The following is a 15,850-nucleotide window of genomic DNA, read 5'->3' as shown; positions in this document are numbered from 1 at the left end:
GGTAGAGACAAGGGGAGAGGTTGAGATGAGCGGACCTTACGAGACCGAGCACGACGCCTACACAGAGGTGCGTGACATCTACGCCTCACATGGGAAGCGCGGCGTGATGCGCGCCCGGACGCAGGACCTTCTGCTCTCGGTCTGCGCCCAGCACGACATCGAGCTCGGGGAGTACGACCGGGCCGTCCTGGCCTGGCTGGCGAAACACCCGCCAGAGACCGCCCAGGTCATCGCCGGTCTCATCGACCGCGCGGCCAAGTCGGCCCACGAGCCCGTCCGGCCCCACTGAGCCCAGCGGGGGCGGTGAGCCGGGAGAACACCCGACTCACCGCCCCACGCGCGAACGAAGACCCCACGAGGCCGGTCACGCCTCCCAACGGCCACGAACGCATCACCGGACCATCGCGCGACGCCCCTCAGAAACGAGGCGATCCTCCGGAGAAGGGGTGGGCGGGCTGCGGGCAAACATGAGTGTCAGCCCCGATCTCCCCCCAGCGAAGGAGCCGCGATGACCAGGCCACAGAACGTGACGCCGCACCGGTGACGGCGGGCGCGTCCGACAGCGAGATCATCGCGGCCTCACGGGACCGCCCGGAGCGGTTCGCCGAGATCTTCGACCGCCACTACGCGGAGATCCACCGCTACGTGGACCGGCGACTCGGCGCCGACGCCGCCGACGACATCGCCGCCGAGACCTTCCTGATCGCGTTCCGCAGTCGCGAGAGGTTCGATGTCTCCCGCGACTCGTCCCGTCCCTGGCTCTACGGGATCGCCACCAACCTCATCGGACGCCACCGGCGCGGCGAGATGCGGCGGTACCGCGCGATGGCCCGCATGGAGAGCCGGGACGTCGTCGAAGGCCATGTCGAAGGCCACGAGGACCGGGTCGTGAGCGCCCTCGCCGCCGGGGACGGCACCCTCAGCGCGGCCCTCGCCGAACTCGCTCACGGGGACCGCGACGTCCTCCTCCTGGTGGCCTTGGGGGAGTTGAGCTACCCCGAGACCGCCCAGGCCCTCGACATCGCCTACGGGACGGTCTGCTCGCGCCTCAATCGCGCCAGAAACCAGATCCGGGCCGCCCTCCCGGCGGTGCACCGCCCACCGGCGTACCTTCCGCAGACGCAGCCTTCGCCCCAAGGGGGATCCCGTGCGTGACCTCGAAGTCCTGGCGGCTCTCCACAAGCCGGAGCGCGCCCCCTCGGACGCCGCCCGCGCCGCCGCCCGATCCCTGCTGATGGACGAGATCACCCGCGAAGGGGGCGGACGCCGCAGGGCGCTCGCCCCCGGGAAACCTCCGAAAGCCGGGTTCCTGCTGCTGCTCGGCGCCGTCGCGGCGACCAGCCTGACGGCGTTGTCCCTGGTCACGGGGTTCTGGCGGGACGTGAACCCCTACTACAAGGTCGAGCCCATCGAGTACCGGAAGGGGGACGCGGCGCAGTTCCTCCTCGCGGCCGCCGACGGCAGGGCGAAGGCCCCCAGCAAGGGAGATCTCTGGTACCGGAGGTCGTCCATCGGCGAGACCGTCGTCGTCCGCTCACCGATCCGTCCCGGCGTGGAGTACACCGTGCAGGTCGAGCAGGACTCCTACCTCCTCGCCTCACCCAAGCCGCTCTCGATGGGGGACGGGCTCAGAAGGCGCAACGGCAGGACACCCCGGGTGCTGAGCACGGAATGGTACGGGGACGAGGTCACCGTGCGTCCGGCGAGCCCGGCCGACGCGGCGAAGTGGGAGGCGGACGGGAAACCCGACGCCGCCGACCTCGGCGGGGAGCCGAGCCGTTCCATCGGACCGGAGAAGGGAGGAGGTCCCGTCCTCGACTTCGGCGTGGAGGGGGCGCGCCGCCTCCCCGCCGACCCGGCGGAACTGCGCGCCGCGCTGCTCAACTACGCGGTGAAGGTCGGGCACACCCGCGTTGAGGACCCCGACGAGTACCTCTATTTCGGCGCGTCGTTCCTGCTCGTGGACGTTCCGGTCGCTGACGACGTCCGCACCGCCGCCTATCGTCTCCTCGCCAGCCTGCGCGGCGTCCGCGCCGTCACGGCGGCCGACGCGACCGGACGGCGGCTCCAGGGCGTCGCGTTCCGGACGACGACGTACGAGGACGGGACGATGGACTCGGAACTGCTCATCGACCCGACGACGGGAACGCTCGTCGCCGCCCAGGAGGTCGTCGTGACCCCCGGGATGTGCAACGCGGACCTGCGCCCGGGGGACCGGTGGCGGTACGAACTCGTCCGGCAGGCGGGATGGACGGACCGGCCCGCCGAAAGTCTCCTCCCCAAGCGGCCCACCCCCGAAATGCCGGACAACCCCTGACGTCCGTCCGCGCGGGGGCGGCGGTGTTCCTGCGAAGGGTCGGGCGGGGTGCGGGCAACAGGGAGTGTCAGCCCCCGCCCCCAGCGAAGGAGCCGCGATGACCAGGTCGCAGGACGCGACGCCGCGCCGAGCAGGGTCCCTGCTCCTCCTCGGAGTCGTCGTGGCGACCGGCGTGACGGCGTTGTCCCAGTTCACGGGGATGTTCCGAGACGCGCCCCGCCACTACGAGGTCGAGCCCGTCGAGTACCAGAGGAGTGACGCGGCGCGGCTCCTCCTCGCCGCCGCCGACGGCATGGCCAAGACCTCCGGCAAGGGGGACCTCTGGTACCGGAGGTCGTCCGTCGGCGAGACCGTCGTCGTCCGCTCACCCGGCCGCCCCGGTGTGAAGTACGCCGTGCGGGTCGAGCAGGACACCCACCTCCTCGCCTCGGCCGACGAGCCCCTCCCGGCGCGGGACGGCCAGGGGAGACCGGTCCGGCGGAAGGACCGGGTGCGGAGTTCGGAATGGTCGGACGACCAGGTCACCGTGCGTCCGGCGAGCCCGGCCGACGAGGCCGAGTGGAAGGCGGACGGCGAGCCCGGCTCCGGCGCCCTGCACACCGGGGAACCGGCCCGTTCCCCCGGACCGGGCATGGCGGGCGGCGGGTCCGCGCTCGACTTCGGCGTCGACGAGGCGCGCCGCCTCCCCGCCGACCCGGCGGAACTGCGGGCGGCGCTGCTCAACCACGCGGCGCGGAGCGGGCACGAGCGCATCCGGAGCACCGACGAGTACCTGTACAGCGGCGCTTCAGTCCTGCTCGTGGACGTTCCGGTCGACGACGACGTCCGCGTCGCCACCTATCGTCTCCTCGCCAGCCTGCGCGGCGTCCGCGCCGTCACGGCGGCCGACGCGACCGGACGGCGGCTCCAGGGCGTCGCGCTCCGGAGGGCGACGCCCGAGAACGGGACGATCGACTCGGAACTGCTCATCGACCCGGCCGACGGACGACTCGCCGCTGGTCAGGACGTCGTCGTGACCCCGGGCACCCGCAACGCGAACCTGCGTCCGGGAGACCTGTGGCGGTACGAGATCGTCCGGCAGGCGGGATGGGCGAACGGTCGCGCCCGGAGCCGCCCGCACGACCACTGGACGCCCCCCACCGGACGAGACGAACCCTGACGCCCATCCCCACGCGAACTCCGCGCCGGACGGACGCACTCTCCGCCGACACACGCTCTCCGCCGACACACGCTCCCCGCGGACACACGCTCCCCGCGGACGCCCGCGAGCTTCACGATGACAGTTCGCGTTCCAGGGGGGTTCGGAATCTCGGGGTGATGCGGACGCCGTTGAGGAACGTGGACATTCGTTCGGCCTCGGCGGCGACGGCGGTGTTCGCGTCCGAACCGGCGTCCTCGAGGAGCCGGAAGACGACCGCGCCGTCCGCGTCCTGGCCCCAGCCGCCGACGATCCGCCCGTCCCACCAGACCGTGGGGCCGATGTTGCCGTTGCGGTCGAACAGCGCCGGGACGTGTCCGGGATCGAGGTAGAAGTCGCGTTCCTTCCAGCCCATCGGCGTGGCGTCGAGGGCGGGCAGCAGCGCCGCCCACGGCTCGGGCGCGGCCACCGGCTCGAGGTCGTCGGCGAGGACGAGCCCCGCGTCGGTCTCGGCCGTGTCGAGCCCGGCGAGGGCCTTCTTCACCTCGCCCACGGTCCAGCCCGTCCACCATTTGACGTCGAGGGTGGTCGCCGGGCCGAACGTGCGCAGGTAGCGGCGGACGACCTCGGCGCGCGCCTCGTCCACCGGCAGGGACGGCACGCCGCCGGGCAGCCACGTCTCGACCGGCGACCAGACGTACTGGCTGCTGACCCACGACCCGTTCGGACGGCCCCGGACGATCCGTCCCTCGCAGCCGAGCGTGACCAGCACCCACGTCGTGATGGCGGTCCTGCTCTCGTAGGACTTGCCGGGGGCCATCAGGACCTGCGAGCGCAGCCGCGGTTCGGCGGCGCTGAGCTGCGCGCCGGTCGCGGCCCCGAGCTCGAGCAGCGCCCGGTGCGTCGACTCCTCGACGTCGCGGAGCCAGCCGGGAAGGTCGCCGTCGCCGAGGCCCGCGTCCGCCATGAGCTTGCTGTACCGTCCGCGCTGCTTGACGGCCAGCTGGTCGCCGACGGCCGCCTGCAGCGCCGGAAGGAAGTCGGTCGGGACGACGAACATCGTCCGGCGCATCGCCAGGAGCCGCAGCAGCGTCCGGTCGTCGTAGAGCGCCTTCTCGACATGACCCGGTTCGGCGGTGCGGCTACGTGCCGCGACCTGCAGGAACACCGTCGCCGGGTCGGTCGCGTGCAGCGCGGTCAGGGACCGCGCGACCGCCAGGGGGTCCTCGGTGCGGACCCCGGCGGCGAGCCGGTGCCGGATGCCGAGCCGGGCCCGCCGCTCGGCGGTGCTGATCGAACGCATGAGCGAAGTCTAGTCGCGCCGCTCCGCGCGCGTCCCGATCACGCGCGAGGACCCTGGGAGCGGTTCAGTGGGCGAGGCGGGCGGCGGCGGGCGCGCGCACCTCGGGACTCTCGGGGACGTCGTGCGCCAGGCGCTGCAGCCGCGTCCGGGTCTCCTCGGTGATCGGCGCGAACTCCGCCGCCGTCCGCCGGACGGGTTCCTCGCAGTCCCACAGGCCCTCGACGGTGTAGGACTCGGCGGTGTGCGGCGCGGTGCGGATCAGCGCGGTCAGGATGCGGCGGCGGAGGAAGGCGTACTCGGAGTCGGTCCAGGCGGACTTCAGCAGCGGGACGGCCTGACCGGCGCGGAGCCTGCCGAGACCCTCCACGGGCTCGGCCGCCGCGCCCCAGTCGTCCCGGTCGAGCGCGTCGGTCAGCTCGTCCATGAGCAGGGGGATGTCCTGGCGTGTGCCGTGGTTGGCGATCATGCGGAGGCCGACATACGCGCACGGACCAGGGGACGCCGCCCACACGCGCGCACGAGGAAGCGCCTCGGGACCGTAGAACTCGACGGCCCTTCCCACGGCGCCGATCCAGCGCGGCTTGCGCTGCGGCAGCAGTTCCTCGGCCAGGTCCAGCAACGCGGGCACGCGCCTGCGGCCCAGCTCGAACAGGGCCGCGACGGCCGTGTCGTCGCCCTGACGGGCCAACTCGACCAACTCGGTGTCGGAGGGCCCGCCTTCACCGCCGCCCGCCCCGGCGGCCCCTCCCGCGCGCGCGAAACGGTCCCGTGGGCCCCGCATTCGTCCCACAGGACGCCGCGCCTTCTGCTCACGCTGCTTCGCGAGCGCCGCCGCGACGCGGGGCTTCCGCGCCGCCCACATCTCCAGGACGGGGTTGCCCACGTCCCAGACCAGATGCGCCAGGTCCTGGTCGTCGCAGCGGCCGTCCACCAGATCGTCCAGGTCCCAGGTCAGCGCCGGGTCCCGCAGGCCGACGAGCAGGTTCAGCGCCTCGAACCAGTGCGCGCCCTCGTCGGCGTACCGGCGCAGCGGCTCGGCGGCCTCCCGGCGGCTCAGCCGCACCAGGTCCGCGAGCGTCTCCAGCGCCAGCCCGACCCGCAGGCCGGTCGACCGGGCGTCCTCCTCCAGCAGGTCGGCCGGGTCGAACAGATGGTCGGCGACCGGACCGACCGGAAGCTCCAGATCCACCATCAACCGGGCGTAGTACAGGCCGCGTGACTCGGACCGCCGGTCCCATCGGGGATCCCGCCGGAGACAGTCGTACACGTACTCGCCGGCGCCACGCCGGTCGGCGGCACGGCGCGCAGCCCTGCCGAGTCCACGCTGGAGCTGCCCGTGCAGCGTGCCCGCCGATTCCACCACGACCTCGTTGTTCACCCCAGCAGAATGCGCACTCGACCAGATATCGGGCAAGTGCTTTCCCGGCTCGCGACCCGTCCGTACCCCACCCGCCACCGCCCGAACCCCCTGCCGGACGGGCCCCGAGCACCCACGACACGCCCCCCGGCCACCCGCACGCCGACCACCCCCGCGAGCAATCTCACAAGACGCTCGCAGGGGGCGGGGCCGGGTCAGATCTTGCGTTGGGCCACCCAGGAGGCGTGCAGGTCGGCGTACACGCCGGGCACCTTGACCAGCTCGGACGCGGGCCCGCGCTGGACGATCCGCCCCTGGTCGAACACGATCACCTCGTCCGCCGCCTCGGCCGTGGACAGCCGGTGCGCGATCGACACGGCCGTCCGGCCGCGGGTCACACCGTCCAGGGCGCGCTGGATGCGGACCTCGGTCGCCGGGTCCACCGCCGAGGTCGCCTCGTCCAGCACCAGCAGGTCGGGGTCGGCGATGTAGGCGCGGGCCAGCGCGACCAGCTGCCGCTCACCCGCCGACAGGGACTCGCCGCGCTGCCCGACCGGCGTCGCCAGGCCCTGCGGCAGGCCGTCCAGCCAGTCCGCAAGGCCCAGCTCGGTGAGCGCGAGCCGCAGGTCGGCGTCCGAGGCGTCCGCGCGCCCGTACCGGATGTTGTCGGCCAGCGACGCGTCGAACAGGAACCCGTCCTGCGGCACCATCACGATCCGCTCCCGCAGCGAGGAGAACCGGACGCGGCGCAGCGGCACCCCGTCCACCCGGACCTCGCCCTCGACCGGGTCCATCAGCCGGGTCAGCAGCTTGGCGAACGTGGTCTTGCCCGACCCGGTCTCGCCGACGATCGCGATCCGCGAGCGCGGCGCGATCCGCGCGTCCACACCGTGCAGGACGGGCGGCCCGCCCGGATAGGCGAACCCGACCCCCTCGAACTCGACCTCGATCGGGCCGCGGGGCAGCGTCTCGCCGTCCGCGCCCGGGTCGGCGACGTCCGGCTCGGTGTCCAGCACCGACAGCACCCGCCGCCAGCCCGCGATCGCGTTCTGCGCGTCGTTCAGGACCTCCGTCGCGGTCTGCATCGGCGACACGAACAGCGTCACCAGGAACAGGAACGCGATCAGCTCGCCCGCGGTCAGGTGCCCGCCGAGGCCGAGCAGCGTCCCGCACACCACCACGGCGGACGTCGCGAGCGCCGCGACCAGCTCGCTGGACGGGAACGTCATCGCGATCAGCCCCTGCGCGCGCGTCTGCGCCGACCGGGTCGCGTCGACCGTCTCGTCCACCCGGCGGGCGGTGCGCTCCTCCGCGCCGTACGCGCGGATCACCGCGGCGCCGACCACGCTCTCGCTGACCACCGACAGCAGGTCCCCGGTGCGCTCCCGCACCTTGGTGTACGCGCCGGAGATCATCCGCTGGAAGCGGCGCAGCGCCCACGCCAGCGGCACGAACGACACCCACACCATCAGCATCAGCGGCCAGGAGTAGACCGCCATCAGCAGGCTCGCCACCACCAGCTGCCCCGCCGACACGATGATCATCAGCCCGCCGAACTGCATGAACTGGCTGATCTGGTCGACGTCGCCGGTGACCCGGGACACCAGGGCGCCGCGCCGCTCCCCGCTCTGCGTCAGCATCGACAGGTCGTGGACGTGCCGGAACGCCTTCACCCGCAGCGCCGCCAGCCCCGTCTCGCTGCTCCGGTACAGCCGGACGTTCATCAGGTACGCGCTGACGGCCGTCATCAGGACGCCGACCGCGCACAGCGCCACCGCCGTCCGGATGAACGGCAGGTCCGGGTGCGCGCCGTTCTTCCCGAGCCCCTTGTCGATCACCTGCTGCACCGCGACCGGGACCACGATCCGGCCCGCCGTCGCGACCAGCGCCAGCAGCAGCGTCCCGGCCAGCCCGGCGCGGAACTCGGGACTGATCCGCAGCCCCCGCCGCAACGTGCTCAGCGCGCTCTCGCGCGCGGCGGACTCACTCAGCGCCGTCATGCCCGCTCTCCCACTCCGCCGGTCTCCTCCACGATCTCGCCCGCGCCCGCGCCCGCGCCCGCGCCGTCGCCGTCGCCGTCGCCGTCGCCGTCGCCGTCGCCGTCGCCGTCGCCGTCACCGACGTCGTCGGCGGCCTCGGCCTCGGCGTCGAGGGCGTCCTGCTCGGCCTCGGCCCGCTCGTAGGCGTTCACCAGGTTCCGGTAGCCCTCGGAGCGTTCCAGCAGCTCCGCGTGAGGCCCGCGGGCGGAGACGCGCCCGTGCTCGATGAACACGACCTCGTCGGCCAGCGCGATCGTCGCCTTCCGGTAGGCGACCACGACCACGGTCGCCGCGCCGCTCTCCTCCGACTCGCGCAGGCCCGCCAGGATCCGCTGCTCGACCTGCGGGTCCACCGCCGAGGTCGCGTCGTCCAGAACCAGCAGCCGCGGCCTGCGGACGACCGCCCGCGCGAGCGCCAGACGCTGCCGCTGCCCTCCGGACAGCGTCGCGCCCCGCTCACCGATCCTGGTGTCCAGGCCGTCCGGCAGCGCCGCGACGAACCCGTCGCCCTGCGCCAGCCGCAGCGCCGCCCACACCCGCTCGTCCGGGACGTCCAGCCCGAGCGTGATGTTGCCGCGGACGGTGTCGTCGAACATGAACGTCTGCTGCGGGACGAGCGCGGCGGTCGCGGCGATGCCGCCCGCCCGGACGTCCCGCGCGTCCAGGCCGTCCAGCAGGACCGACCCGTCCGCCGGGTCCACCAGCCGCACCAGCAGCGAGGTCAGCGTGGACTTGCCCGACCCGGTCGGCCCGACCACCGCGACCGTCCGCCCGGGGGACGCCTCGAACGACACGTCCCGCAGCACGTCCGCCGGGGGCGCGCCCTCCGCCGGCTCGTACCCGAACCGGACGGCCTCGACCCGCAGCGCGGCGGGCGCCCCCGCCTTCAGCTCGGCCTCCCCGTAGGGCATCGACCCGCCCGCGTCCAGGACGGACCGGACCCGGTCCCAGCCGACCACGCTGCGCGGCACCTCCGCCAGCACCCAGCCCAGCGACCGGATCGGGAACGCCAGCAGCGTGAACAGGTACGACACGTGCACCAGGTCCCCGGCCGTCATCGCGCCCGACTCCAGCCGCACCGACCCGATCAGCAGGACGGCCAGCACCCCCAGGTTCGGCAGCGCCTCCAGCACCGGGTCGAACATCCCCCGGACGCGCCCGACCGCGATGTTGGCGTCCCGCAGCGCGTCCGCGCGCGCGGCGAACCGCTCGGTCTCGGCCTGCTCGCGGCCCAGCGTCTTGACGACCAGACCGCCCTCGAAGCTCTCGTGCGCGACCTCGCTGACCTCGGCGCGCAGCTGCTGCGCCCGGGTCGCCACCGGCGCCAGCCGCCGCTGGTACACGACGTTCAGCAGCGCGATCGCCGGGAACACCAGGAACCCGACGACCGCCACCACCGGGTCGGTCAGCAGGATCGACACGGCCGCGACCAGCAGCATGAACACCACGCCGACCGCCATCGGCAGCGGAGCGAGCGGAGCCCACGCCGCCTCGACGTCCGCGTTGGCGTTCGACAGCAGCTGCCCGGTCGGATGCCGCTGGTGCCAGGCGAGCGGCAGCCTCAGGTACTGCCGGGTGACCGCGCGCCGGTACCGGGCCTGCATCCGGTACTGCATGAGCCCGGCGAAGAACCGCCGTCCGCCCACGCCGAGCGCCTTGAGGAACGCCACCCCGAGGATCACCAGCGCGGCGCCGGCCAGCGCCCCCGCCGTCGTGTGCCCGCTCTCGAACGCCGGCAGGACGGTGTGCTGGGTGGCCCATCCGAGCGCCTGCGCCGTCCCGACGGTCATCGCCCCGTACAGGGCGCTGGCCAGCACCGAGATGGTGAACACCCGGGGCTCCGCCCGGATGGCCACCCCCAGGACCCGCATCCCCTCCCGCAGGATCTGCCCGGTCGACGACGCGCCCCCGGCCCCCAGCGCGTCCCCGTCAGAGGCCGCCGAGGCGTCCGCCACCGCTCCATCAGCGGCTTCCGAGGCGTCTGCCGCAGCTCCGTCAGCGGTTGCCGAGGCGTCCGCCGCAGCTCCGTCGGCCGCTGCCGAGGCGTCCGCCGTTGGTCCACCAGGGGCCGCCGGAGCGACGTCGGCGTCCGCCCCCGCACCGTCTTCCCTTGTGCTTGTGTCCTCCCTCACCGCATCGTCGTCCACCGCCACGCGGCTCTCCCGTGCGGCGTCGGGGACGGCCGTGCCGTTCAGGACGGTCGGGGCGTCGGGGTCGGGTGTCGCCTGCTCGGGGGACGAGGCTCCGCGTGGGGACGAGCCTGCTGGCACGAGGGCTCCTTGGGTCCGGAGGGTTGTGGGGCGCGACTATCCCTACCATCCGGGCGTATCGGGTATTCCCGGCTTGATCACCCGGGCCGCCTCGCCAGGGCCCCGGACGGCCGTTCCGGAGGCCGCCGTGAAGGCCCCTCGCGCCTCGCGAACGCCCACCCAGCAGGGGCTGCGGAGGCGTCGGGCGCCCTGGGGGCCTAGGGTGGACGGCTCGTCCTGCTTTGCGGGGTTTGACGTGCGGGGTCCGGGTCGTCCGGGGGGACGGCGCGACGGGCCCCGGCGCTCGGGGTGGGACGCCCCGGCGGCCATGCCGAGAAGGTCCACGTTCGGCGGTGGCCCGCGGCGGGTTGTTCGGTGAAGTGACGGAGGGGGAATCGGGGCGGCGGCCGAGTCGGCCTTCGGACGCTCTTCTTGACGTCGACAGAATGGCGAGCGCCGCCGACTTCTTTGTTCACCGTGAGGACATCCGCCGTGCACGCCTCGAAGGAGAGGCCCTCGGCATGCGCGCCCATGGCGGGAACTCGTCGTCAACGCATAAAAATTGCCCGCTATGTCCTTAAAAATGTTCCATCGGAGACAGGTTCCCGGCGCTCCGGCCCTTCCTCGTGCGCACCCCAGTCGGACGGTCCGGACGGACGGGCGGCGACCCCGCCGGAACCGCTTCGAGTGGATCCGCCGATATCGGGTCGCGGAGCCGCTGTGGCTCGGGAGGTTCCAGAGGTTCCAGAGGTTCGGTATCTCCTAGTACGCCGGGCCGGTCGGGCCCCGCGGCCCCGCGCCGGGCCCCTGTGGAACCTGACCACCCGGTCGCTTTCGGGGTACCGGGCCGTCCGCATCGTGGTTCCGGTACCGTCCGCTCCGCTCTCGGCGGAACTTTTCGGTGTTTACGATTCGGCGAGTCCCCTTGGCAAGCCGCTTCCCGGCTCCCTTCCAGAGGGCGCCCGGACAGTGCCCCGTCCGTCCGGAATCGCGTGAATCTCCTCGTTGGCCAGCGACAATCCGCGTTCTCCCCGGCACCGAACAAGCACCGAACTCGGATGGGCGGATGTCCGTCAGGTGTTCGCCCGATGAGTCGCACGGTGCGGCCCCGCTCGGGGCGGCGATCGAAAGGTTGTGGCTCCTGCGTTTTACGCGGATCCGGTGATACGGTGGTCCAGTCGGTTGCAGTCGTGGTTCTCGATCGTTTGTACGGACGCCCGCGGACTGATGGCAGCGGGCGTTTTGGCTTCTGCGGGACCTCCCGGGGGGCGAGGGCGTTCCGCTAGCAGCCGCGCTGGGCTCGCGAGGTGTGGGCCCACGTTTTGCCGCAAGGAGAAAGACATGCCCCAGCAGGGCACCGTGAAGTGGTTCAACGCCGAGAAGGGCTTCGGCTTCATCGCCGTCGACGGCGGTGGCCCCGACGTCTTCGTGCACTACTCGGCGATTCAGTCCTCCGGGTACCGCACGCTGGACGAGAACCAGCGCGTCCAGTTCGAGGTGACGCAGGGTAACCGGGGTCCGCAGGCCGACCAGGTCGTCCCCCTGTAACACCCGTAGTCGTCCGCGCAGCCCGCGTTTCCCTTCCGGAACGCGGGCTGCGCTGCGTCCGGCCCTCCTCGCCCCCGCCGCGCCGCCTCCAGCTCCGCAGGGAACACACCTCCCGGCTCCGCACCGAACACGCCGCCTGCCCCGCACCGAACACGCCCCCAGTTCCGCACGAGCACACTTCCGGTCCCGCACCGAACACGCCTCCCGGTTCCGCACGAACACGCCTCCGGCCTCGTGCGGAACGCGCCCCGGCTCCGCAGGGAATCGGCCTCCAAGCGCACAGAAGTCTCGGGATGCCGTCGGAAGCTCCGGGCACGCAACGGGAAATCGGGCATGCCGGAGAGAAACGGCGTCGCAATCGACTCGAGGCGCGAACTCTCAGTGTGCTATTCGTCACGCCGAGGCCGCGCCCCGCCCCGCCACCGCCCAAGGGCGTGACCAGGAAGGGTGAGGGAAAGCGGGACCTGGACGCGGACGGCCCGGGGCCTGCGGCAGAATGGACGCATGTCCGCTGCCCCTTCCGAGTCTCGACTCGATCCCAAGATCGCCGCGCGGCTCAAGCGTGACGCCGACGGGCTCGTCGCCGCCATCGCCCAGCAGTACGACACCGGCGAGGTGCTGATGCTGGCCTGGATGAACGACGAGGCCCTGCACCGCACCCTCACCACCGGCCGCGCCACCTACTGGTCGCGCAGCCGCCAGGAGTACTGGGTCAAGGGCGAGAGCTCCGGCCACCAGCAGTGGATCAAGTCGGTCGCGCTCGACTGCGACAGTGACGCGATCCTCCTCAAGGTGGACCAGGTCGGCGCCGCCTGCCACACCGGCGACCGGACCTGCTTCGACGCCGACGTCCTCGACGCCGTCGTCGGCGAACGGCCCGCCGAGCGGCCGTGACCCCCGCGCGGGAACGAGGCGTCGCGGCGCTGGTGTGCGCCGCCGGGGCCGGGCTGACCCTGCTCGCCTCCGGGCAGCGCTGGGCCACGGTCCGCGCCCAGGACGCGATCACGCCGTTCACCCAGCACCTCACCGGCCACGACGTCGGGCAGCTCGCGTCCGCGCTCGGCTGGGCCGGGCTCGCCGGGCTCGCCGCGCTGTTCGCCGTGTCCGGCCGGATCCGCGCGGGCGTCGGGCTGCTGCTCGCGCTGTTCGGCGCCGGTGTCGTGGTGACGTCGGTGACCGCCTCCCGGCCCGCGCACGTCGCGAAGGTCGCGGGGGAGAAGAGCGCGCTGATGAAGCTCGGCGCGCACCCGGTCGTCCATGTCGAGCCCTGGTGGGGCCTGTCGATGGCGGGCGGCGTGCTGCTCGCGACGGCCGGGCTGATCGTCCTGGTGCGCGGCTCGCGCTGGCCCGGGCTGTCGGCCCGGTACGCCCGTCCCGAGCAGGCCGCCAAGCCGGGGACCGGCCAGGACGCCACGGGCACCGGCACGGGCAGGGCCGCGAAACCGGCCGCGTCCGGCGACGACGCGTCCGCCCTCTGGAAGTCCCTCGACCGCGGCGAGGATCCCACCGATCTCGCGGACGGCGCCGACCCCGACGACGGCGCCGACCCCGACGACGGCGCGGATCGCGAACAGAGCAAGGACCCCTCGCACGACGACCCCTCGCACGACACCGCCTCGACCGACGCCGCCTCGCGGCGTCGGTGAGGCGGGAGCGGAGTGGCCGGTGGCGCGGGTGAACTCGTCCTGGTCGTCGAGCATGATCCCGCCGTGGCCGAGCTCCAGCGGCGCTGCCTGACGCGCGAGGGATACCGGGTCGAGGTCGAACTCGAGGCGTCGGGCGCGCCCGACGCCGTCGCCCGGTTCCGTCCGGACGCGGTGGTCCTCGACCTGTCCACCACCACGACGCCCGTCGATCTGTACCGCCGTGTCGCCTCGGCCCTGGTCGCCCGTCCGGGCCCGCCCGGCGGACGCGTCGTCGCGGTCGTCGGCCCGATCGACCCGGCCCTCGCCCGCAACCTCGGCGCGCACCGCCTGGACCGGCCGTTCGGCCCCCGCGCCCTGGTCCGCGCGGTCGCGGGCGCGCTGCGGCATGGCGGTTCCGAGGGGACGCGGGAACTGCGCGCGGGTGGCCTCGTCCTCGACACCGCCGCCCGCACCTGCGACGCGGACGGCACGGACGTCACCCTGACCGCCACCGAGTTCGACCTGCTCCGCTACCTCGCCCGCAACCCGGGCCGCGTCTTCACCCGCGAGCAGCTCCTGGAGTCGGTGTGGGGGCCGGGCGCGGGCGCGGGAAGCCGCACCGTGGACGTCCACATCGCCCAGCTCCGCGCCAAGCTCGGCGACGTCAGCCCCATCCGCACCGTCCGAGGCGTCGGCTACCGCCTCGACGCCTGACCCCCGGACGCCTGACCGCCCGGACGGGGCTGGTCGTCCGCCCCTTCGAGGCCAGGTCGGGGCTGCTCGGTGGGCATGTTCGTGGTCGGGCGCCTGAACTCCGGGGCGGGTTCGGCTTAGGCTGGTGCGGTGAGCCAGGGGACACCTGACGTGGTCGGCGTCGCACGGCGGGGGACGCCTCCGGACGGCGGACGGCCCGCGCCGCCCGCGATCCGGCGGCTGTGGACGCCGCTGGCCGTCCTGGGGACGGCCGCCGCGGCGACCGTGGTCGTCACGTTCGTCGACCCGCACTCGCCCGGCCACTACCCGACCTGCCCGTTCCTGTTCCTGACCGGGTACTACTGCCCGGGCTGCGGCGGGCTCCGCATGGTCAACTCGCTGACCCACGGGCACGTCGGGACGGCGTTCGGGCTCAACCCGCTCGCGTTCCTGCTGATGCCGGTCGTCGGCTACCTCTGGGCGCGCTGGACGTACTGCGCGGCGCGGGGCGAGCCGGTCACGTCCGTTCTGCTGCGGCGCGGCGCCCTCGCGGGCGTTGTCGGGCTGCTGATCGTGTACTGGGTCGTCCGGAATCTGCCGTTCGCGCACGTCCTGGCCCCATGAGTGGAGTTCGGGTGTGAATGGCGCTGGAAGGGCGGTTCGGAGGCCGCCCCCGGGTGCGGGTGGCGTCCGAGGGTGAGGCTACGATCGGTGCACGGATCGACCGGAAAATAGGGGGCTCCTGCGTGACCGAGGGCGAGCGTGGGCACGACGTGAGCGTGCTGGACGAGATCATCGAGGGGGTCCGGGCCGATCTCGCCGACCGGCAGCGGACGGTGTCGCTCGACGACCTCAAGGCCCGTGCGGCGAAGGCGCCGGCGCCCCGGGACGCGCTGGCGGCGCTGCGCGCGCCCGGCGTCGGGGTGGTCGCCGAGGTGAAGCGGAGCAGCCCGTCCAAGGGCGCGCTCGCCGCGATCGCCGACCCGGCCGCGCTGGCCCGCGACTACGAGTCGGGCGGCGCGAAGATCATCAGCGTGCTGACCGAGCGCCGCCGGTTCGGCGGCAGCCTGGACGATCTGGCCGCCGTCCGCGCCACCGTGGACATCCCGATCCTGCGCAAGGACTTCATCGTCACCTCCTACCAGCTGTGGGAGGCCCGCGCGTACGGCGCGGACGTCGCGCTGCTGATCGTCGCCGCGCTCGAGCAGGACGCGCTGGTCTCCCTCGTCGAGCGGGCCGAGTCGATCGGCCTGCTGCCGCTCGTCGAGGTGCACACCGAGGAGGAGGTCGACCGCGCCCTGGACGCCGGGGCCAAGGTCATCGGCGTCAACGCGCGCGACCTGCGGACCCTCAAGGTCGACCGCGAGACCTTCGCCCGGGTCGCCCCGCGCGTCCCGGCGGGCGTCGTCAAGATCGCCGAGTCGGGCGTCCGCGGCCCGCACGACCTGCTCGCCTACGCCTCGTCCGGCGCGGACGCCGTCCTGGTGGGGGAGAGCCTGGTCATCGGCCGCGACCCGCGCTCGGCCGTCGCCGACCTCGTCGCCGCCGGAGCCCACCCGGCCCTCCGCCAGAGCGGCTGAC

Annotated in this window: 14 protein-coding genes; 10 read left to right on the top strand and 4 right to left on the bottom strand. The window is 73.4% G+C overall.

Going from position 1 to position 15,850, the window contains the following annotated elements:
• Window positions 1-25: 25 nt before the first annotated feature.
• From P696_RS0104995 to P696_RS0104980, 4 genes are all read left to right on the top strand, one after another.
• Entirely contained in the window at window positions 26-289 is a 264-nt protein-coding gene (locus P696_RS0104995; RefSeq protein WP_026411455.1) for a Rap1a family protein, read from the top strand.
• A gap of 251 nt (window positions 290-540) precedes the next feature.
• On the top strand, window positions 541-1,155 hold the full coding sequence (locus P696_RS43380) for an RNA polymerase sigma factor (protein ID WP_051466872.1): 615 nt from the start codon (window positions 541-543) through the stop codon (window positions 1,153-1,155).
• Window positions 1,148-2,317, top strand: coding sequence for a hypothetical protein (locus P696_RS0104985; RefSeq protein ID WP_026411454.1), 1,170 nt, complete (start codon window positions 1,148-1,150; stop codon window positions 2,315-2,317). Before P696_RS43380 ends, P696_RS0104985 begins: the two co-directional genes overlap by 8 nt.
• Before the next feature lie 97 nt (window positions 2,318-2,414).
• Window positions 2,415-3,476, top strand: coding sequence for a hypothetical protein (locus tag P696_RS0104980; RefSeq protein WP_026411453.1), 1,062 nt, complete (start codon window positions 2,415-2,417; stop codon window positions 3,474-3,476).
• 112 nt (window positions 3,477-3,588) lie between these two features.
• Here the strand turns inward: P696_RS0104980 and P696_RS0104975 are convergent, their stop codons facing one another.
• The 4 genes from P696_RS0104975 to P696_RS43370 form a co-directional block, all read right to left on the bottom strand.
• Window positions 3,589-4,758, bottom strand: a complete 1,170-nt coding sequence (locus P696_RS0104975) for a winged helix DNA-binding domain-containing protein (RefSeq protein WP_026411452.1) — start codon at window positions 4,756-4,758, stop codon at window positions 3,589-3,591.
• A 64-nt stretch (window positions 4,759-4,822) separates the two neighbouring features.
• Window positions 4,823-6,136: a HEAT repeat domain-containing protein gene (locus P696_RS0104970; protein ID WP_245627508.1), complete on the bottom strand. Its 1,314-nt coding sequence runs from the start codon at window positions 6,134-6,136 to the stop codon at window positions 4,823-4,825.
• Between the two features lie 194 nt (window positions 6,137-6,330).
• The gene (locus P696_RS43375; RefSeq protein WP_034483294.1) at window positions 6,331-8,115 is read right to left on the bottom strand and encodes an ABC transporter ATP-binding protein; all 1,785 of its coding nucleotides are present in this window, start codon (window positions 8,113-8,115) and stop codon (window positions 6,331-6,333) included.
• The gene (locus P696_RS43370) at window positions 8,112-10,025 is read right to left on the bottom strand and encodes an ABC transporter ATP-binding protein (protein WP_211245663.1); all 1,914 of its coding nucleotides are present in this window, start codon (window positions 10,023-10,025) and stop codon (window positions 8,112-8,114) included. The genes P696_RS43375 and P696_RS43370 overlap by 4 nt, the downstream gene beginning before the upstream one ends.
• Before the next feature lie 1,719 nt (window positions 10,026-11,744).
• Between P696_RS43370 and P696_RS0104955 the strand changes: the two genes are divergently transcribed.
• From P696_RS0104955 to trpC, 6 genes are all read left to right on the top strand, one after another.
• The gene (locus P696_RS0104955; protein ID WP_018657218.1) at window positions 11,745-11,951 is read left to right on the top strand and encodes a cold-shock protein; all 207 of its coding nucleotides are present in this window, start codon (window positions 11,745-11,747) and stop codon (window positions 11,949-11,951) included.
• A gap of 504 nt (window positions 11,952-12,455) precedes the next feature.
• Window positions 12,456-12,845 carry a phosphoribosyl-AMP cyclohydrolase gene (hisI, locus tag P696_RS0104950; RefSeq protein WP_026411450.1) on the top strand — a complete coding sequence of 130 codons (390 nt, stop codon included), beginning with the start codon at window positions 12,456-12,458 and terminating at the stop codon, window positions 12,843-12,845.
• Window positions 12,842-13,597 carry a Trp biosynthesis-associated membrane protein gene (locus P696_RS43365; protein ID WP_064743898.1) on the top strand — a complete coding sequence of 252 codons (756 nt, stop codon included), beginning with the start codon at window positions 12,842-12,844 and terminating at the stop codon, window positions 13,595-13,597. The genes hisI and P696_RS43365 overlap by 4 nt, the downstream gene beginning before the upstream one ends.
• Before the next feature lie 12 nt (window positions 13,598-13,609).
• Window positions 13,610-14,290: a winged helix-turn-helix transcriptional regulator gene (locus P696_RS58690; protein ID WP_026411449.1), complete on the top strand. Its 681-nt coding sequence runs from the start codon at window positions 13,610-13,612 to the stop codon at window positions 14,288-14,290.
• A 129-nt stretch (window positions 14,291-14,419) separates the two neighbouring features.
• Entirely contained in the window at window positions 14,420-14,893 is a 474-nt protein-coding gene (locus P696_RS0104935; protein WP_026411448.1) for a DUF2752 domain-containing protein, read from the top strand.
• 149 nt (window positions 14,894-15,042) lie between these two features.
• Window positions 15,043-15,849 carry an indole-3-glycerol phosphate synthase TrpC gene (gene trpC / locus P696_RS0104930; protein ID WP_026411447.1) on the top strand — a complete coding sequence of 269 codons (807 nt, stop codon included), beginning with the start codon at window positions 15,043-15,045 and terminating at the stop codon, window positions 15,847-15,849.
• Window position 15,850: the final 1 nt, after the last annotated feature.

Origin of the sequence: Actinomadura oligospora ATCC 43269 (assembly GCF_000518265.1) — a bacterium.
GTDB classification, from domain to species: domain Bacteria; phylum Actinomycetota; class Actinomycetes; order Streptosporangiales; family Streptosporangiaceae; genus Spirillospora; species Spirillospora oligospora.
This window is presented reverse-complemented; position numbering and strand designations above follow the sequence as displayed.

Bases quoted from the DNA above. Each gene is read 5' to 3' on its own strand.
- P696_RS0104995 (WP_026411455.1), top strand. From the start codon at position 26: ATGAGCGGACCTTACGAGACCGAGCACGACGCCTACACAGAGGTGCGT.
- P696_RS0104980 (WP_026411453.1), top strand. From the start codon at position 2,415: ATGACCAGGTCGCAGGACGCGACGCCGCGCCGAGCAGGGTCCCTGCTC.
- P696_RS0104975 (WP_026411452.1), bottom strand. From the start codon at position 4,758: ATGCGTTCGATCAGCACCGCCGAGCGGCGGGCCCGGCTCGGCATCCGG.
- P696_RS43375 (WP_034483294.1), bottom strand. From the start codon at position 8,115: ATGACGGCGCTGAGTGAGTCCGCCGCGCGCGAGAGCGCGCTGAGCACG.
- P696_RS43370 (WP_211245663.1), bottom strand. From the start codon at position 10,025: ATGCGGGTCCTGGGGGTGGCCATCCGGGCGGAGCCCCGGGTGTTCACC.
- P696_RS0104955 (WP_018657218.1), top strand. From the start codon at position 11,745: ATGCCCCAGCAGGGCACCGTGAAGTGGTTCAACGCCGAGAAGGGCTTC.
- hisI (WP_026411450.1), top strand. From the start codon at position 12,456: ATGTCCGCTGCCCCTTCCGAGTCTCGACTCGATCCCAAGATCGCCGCG.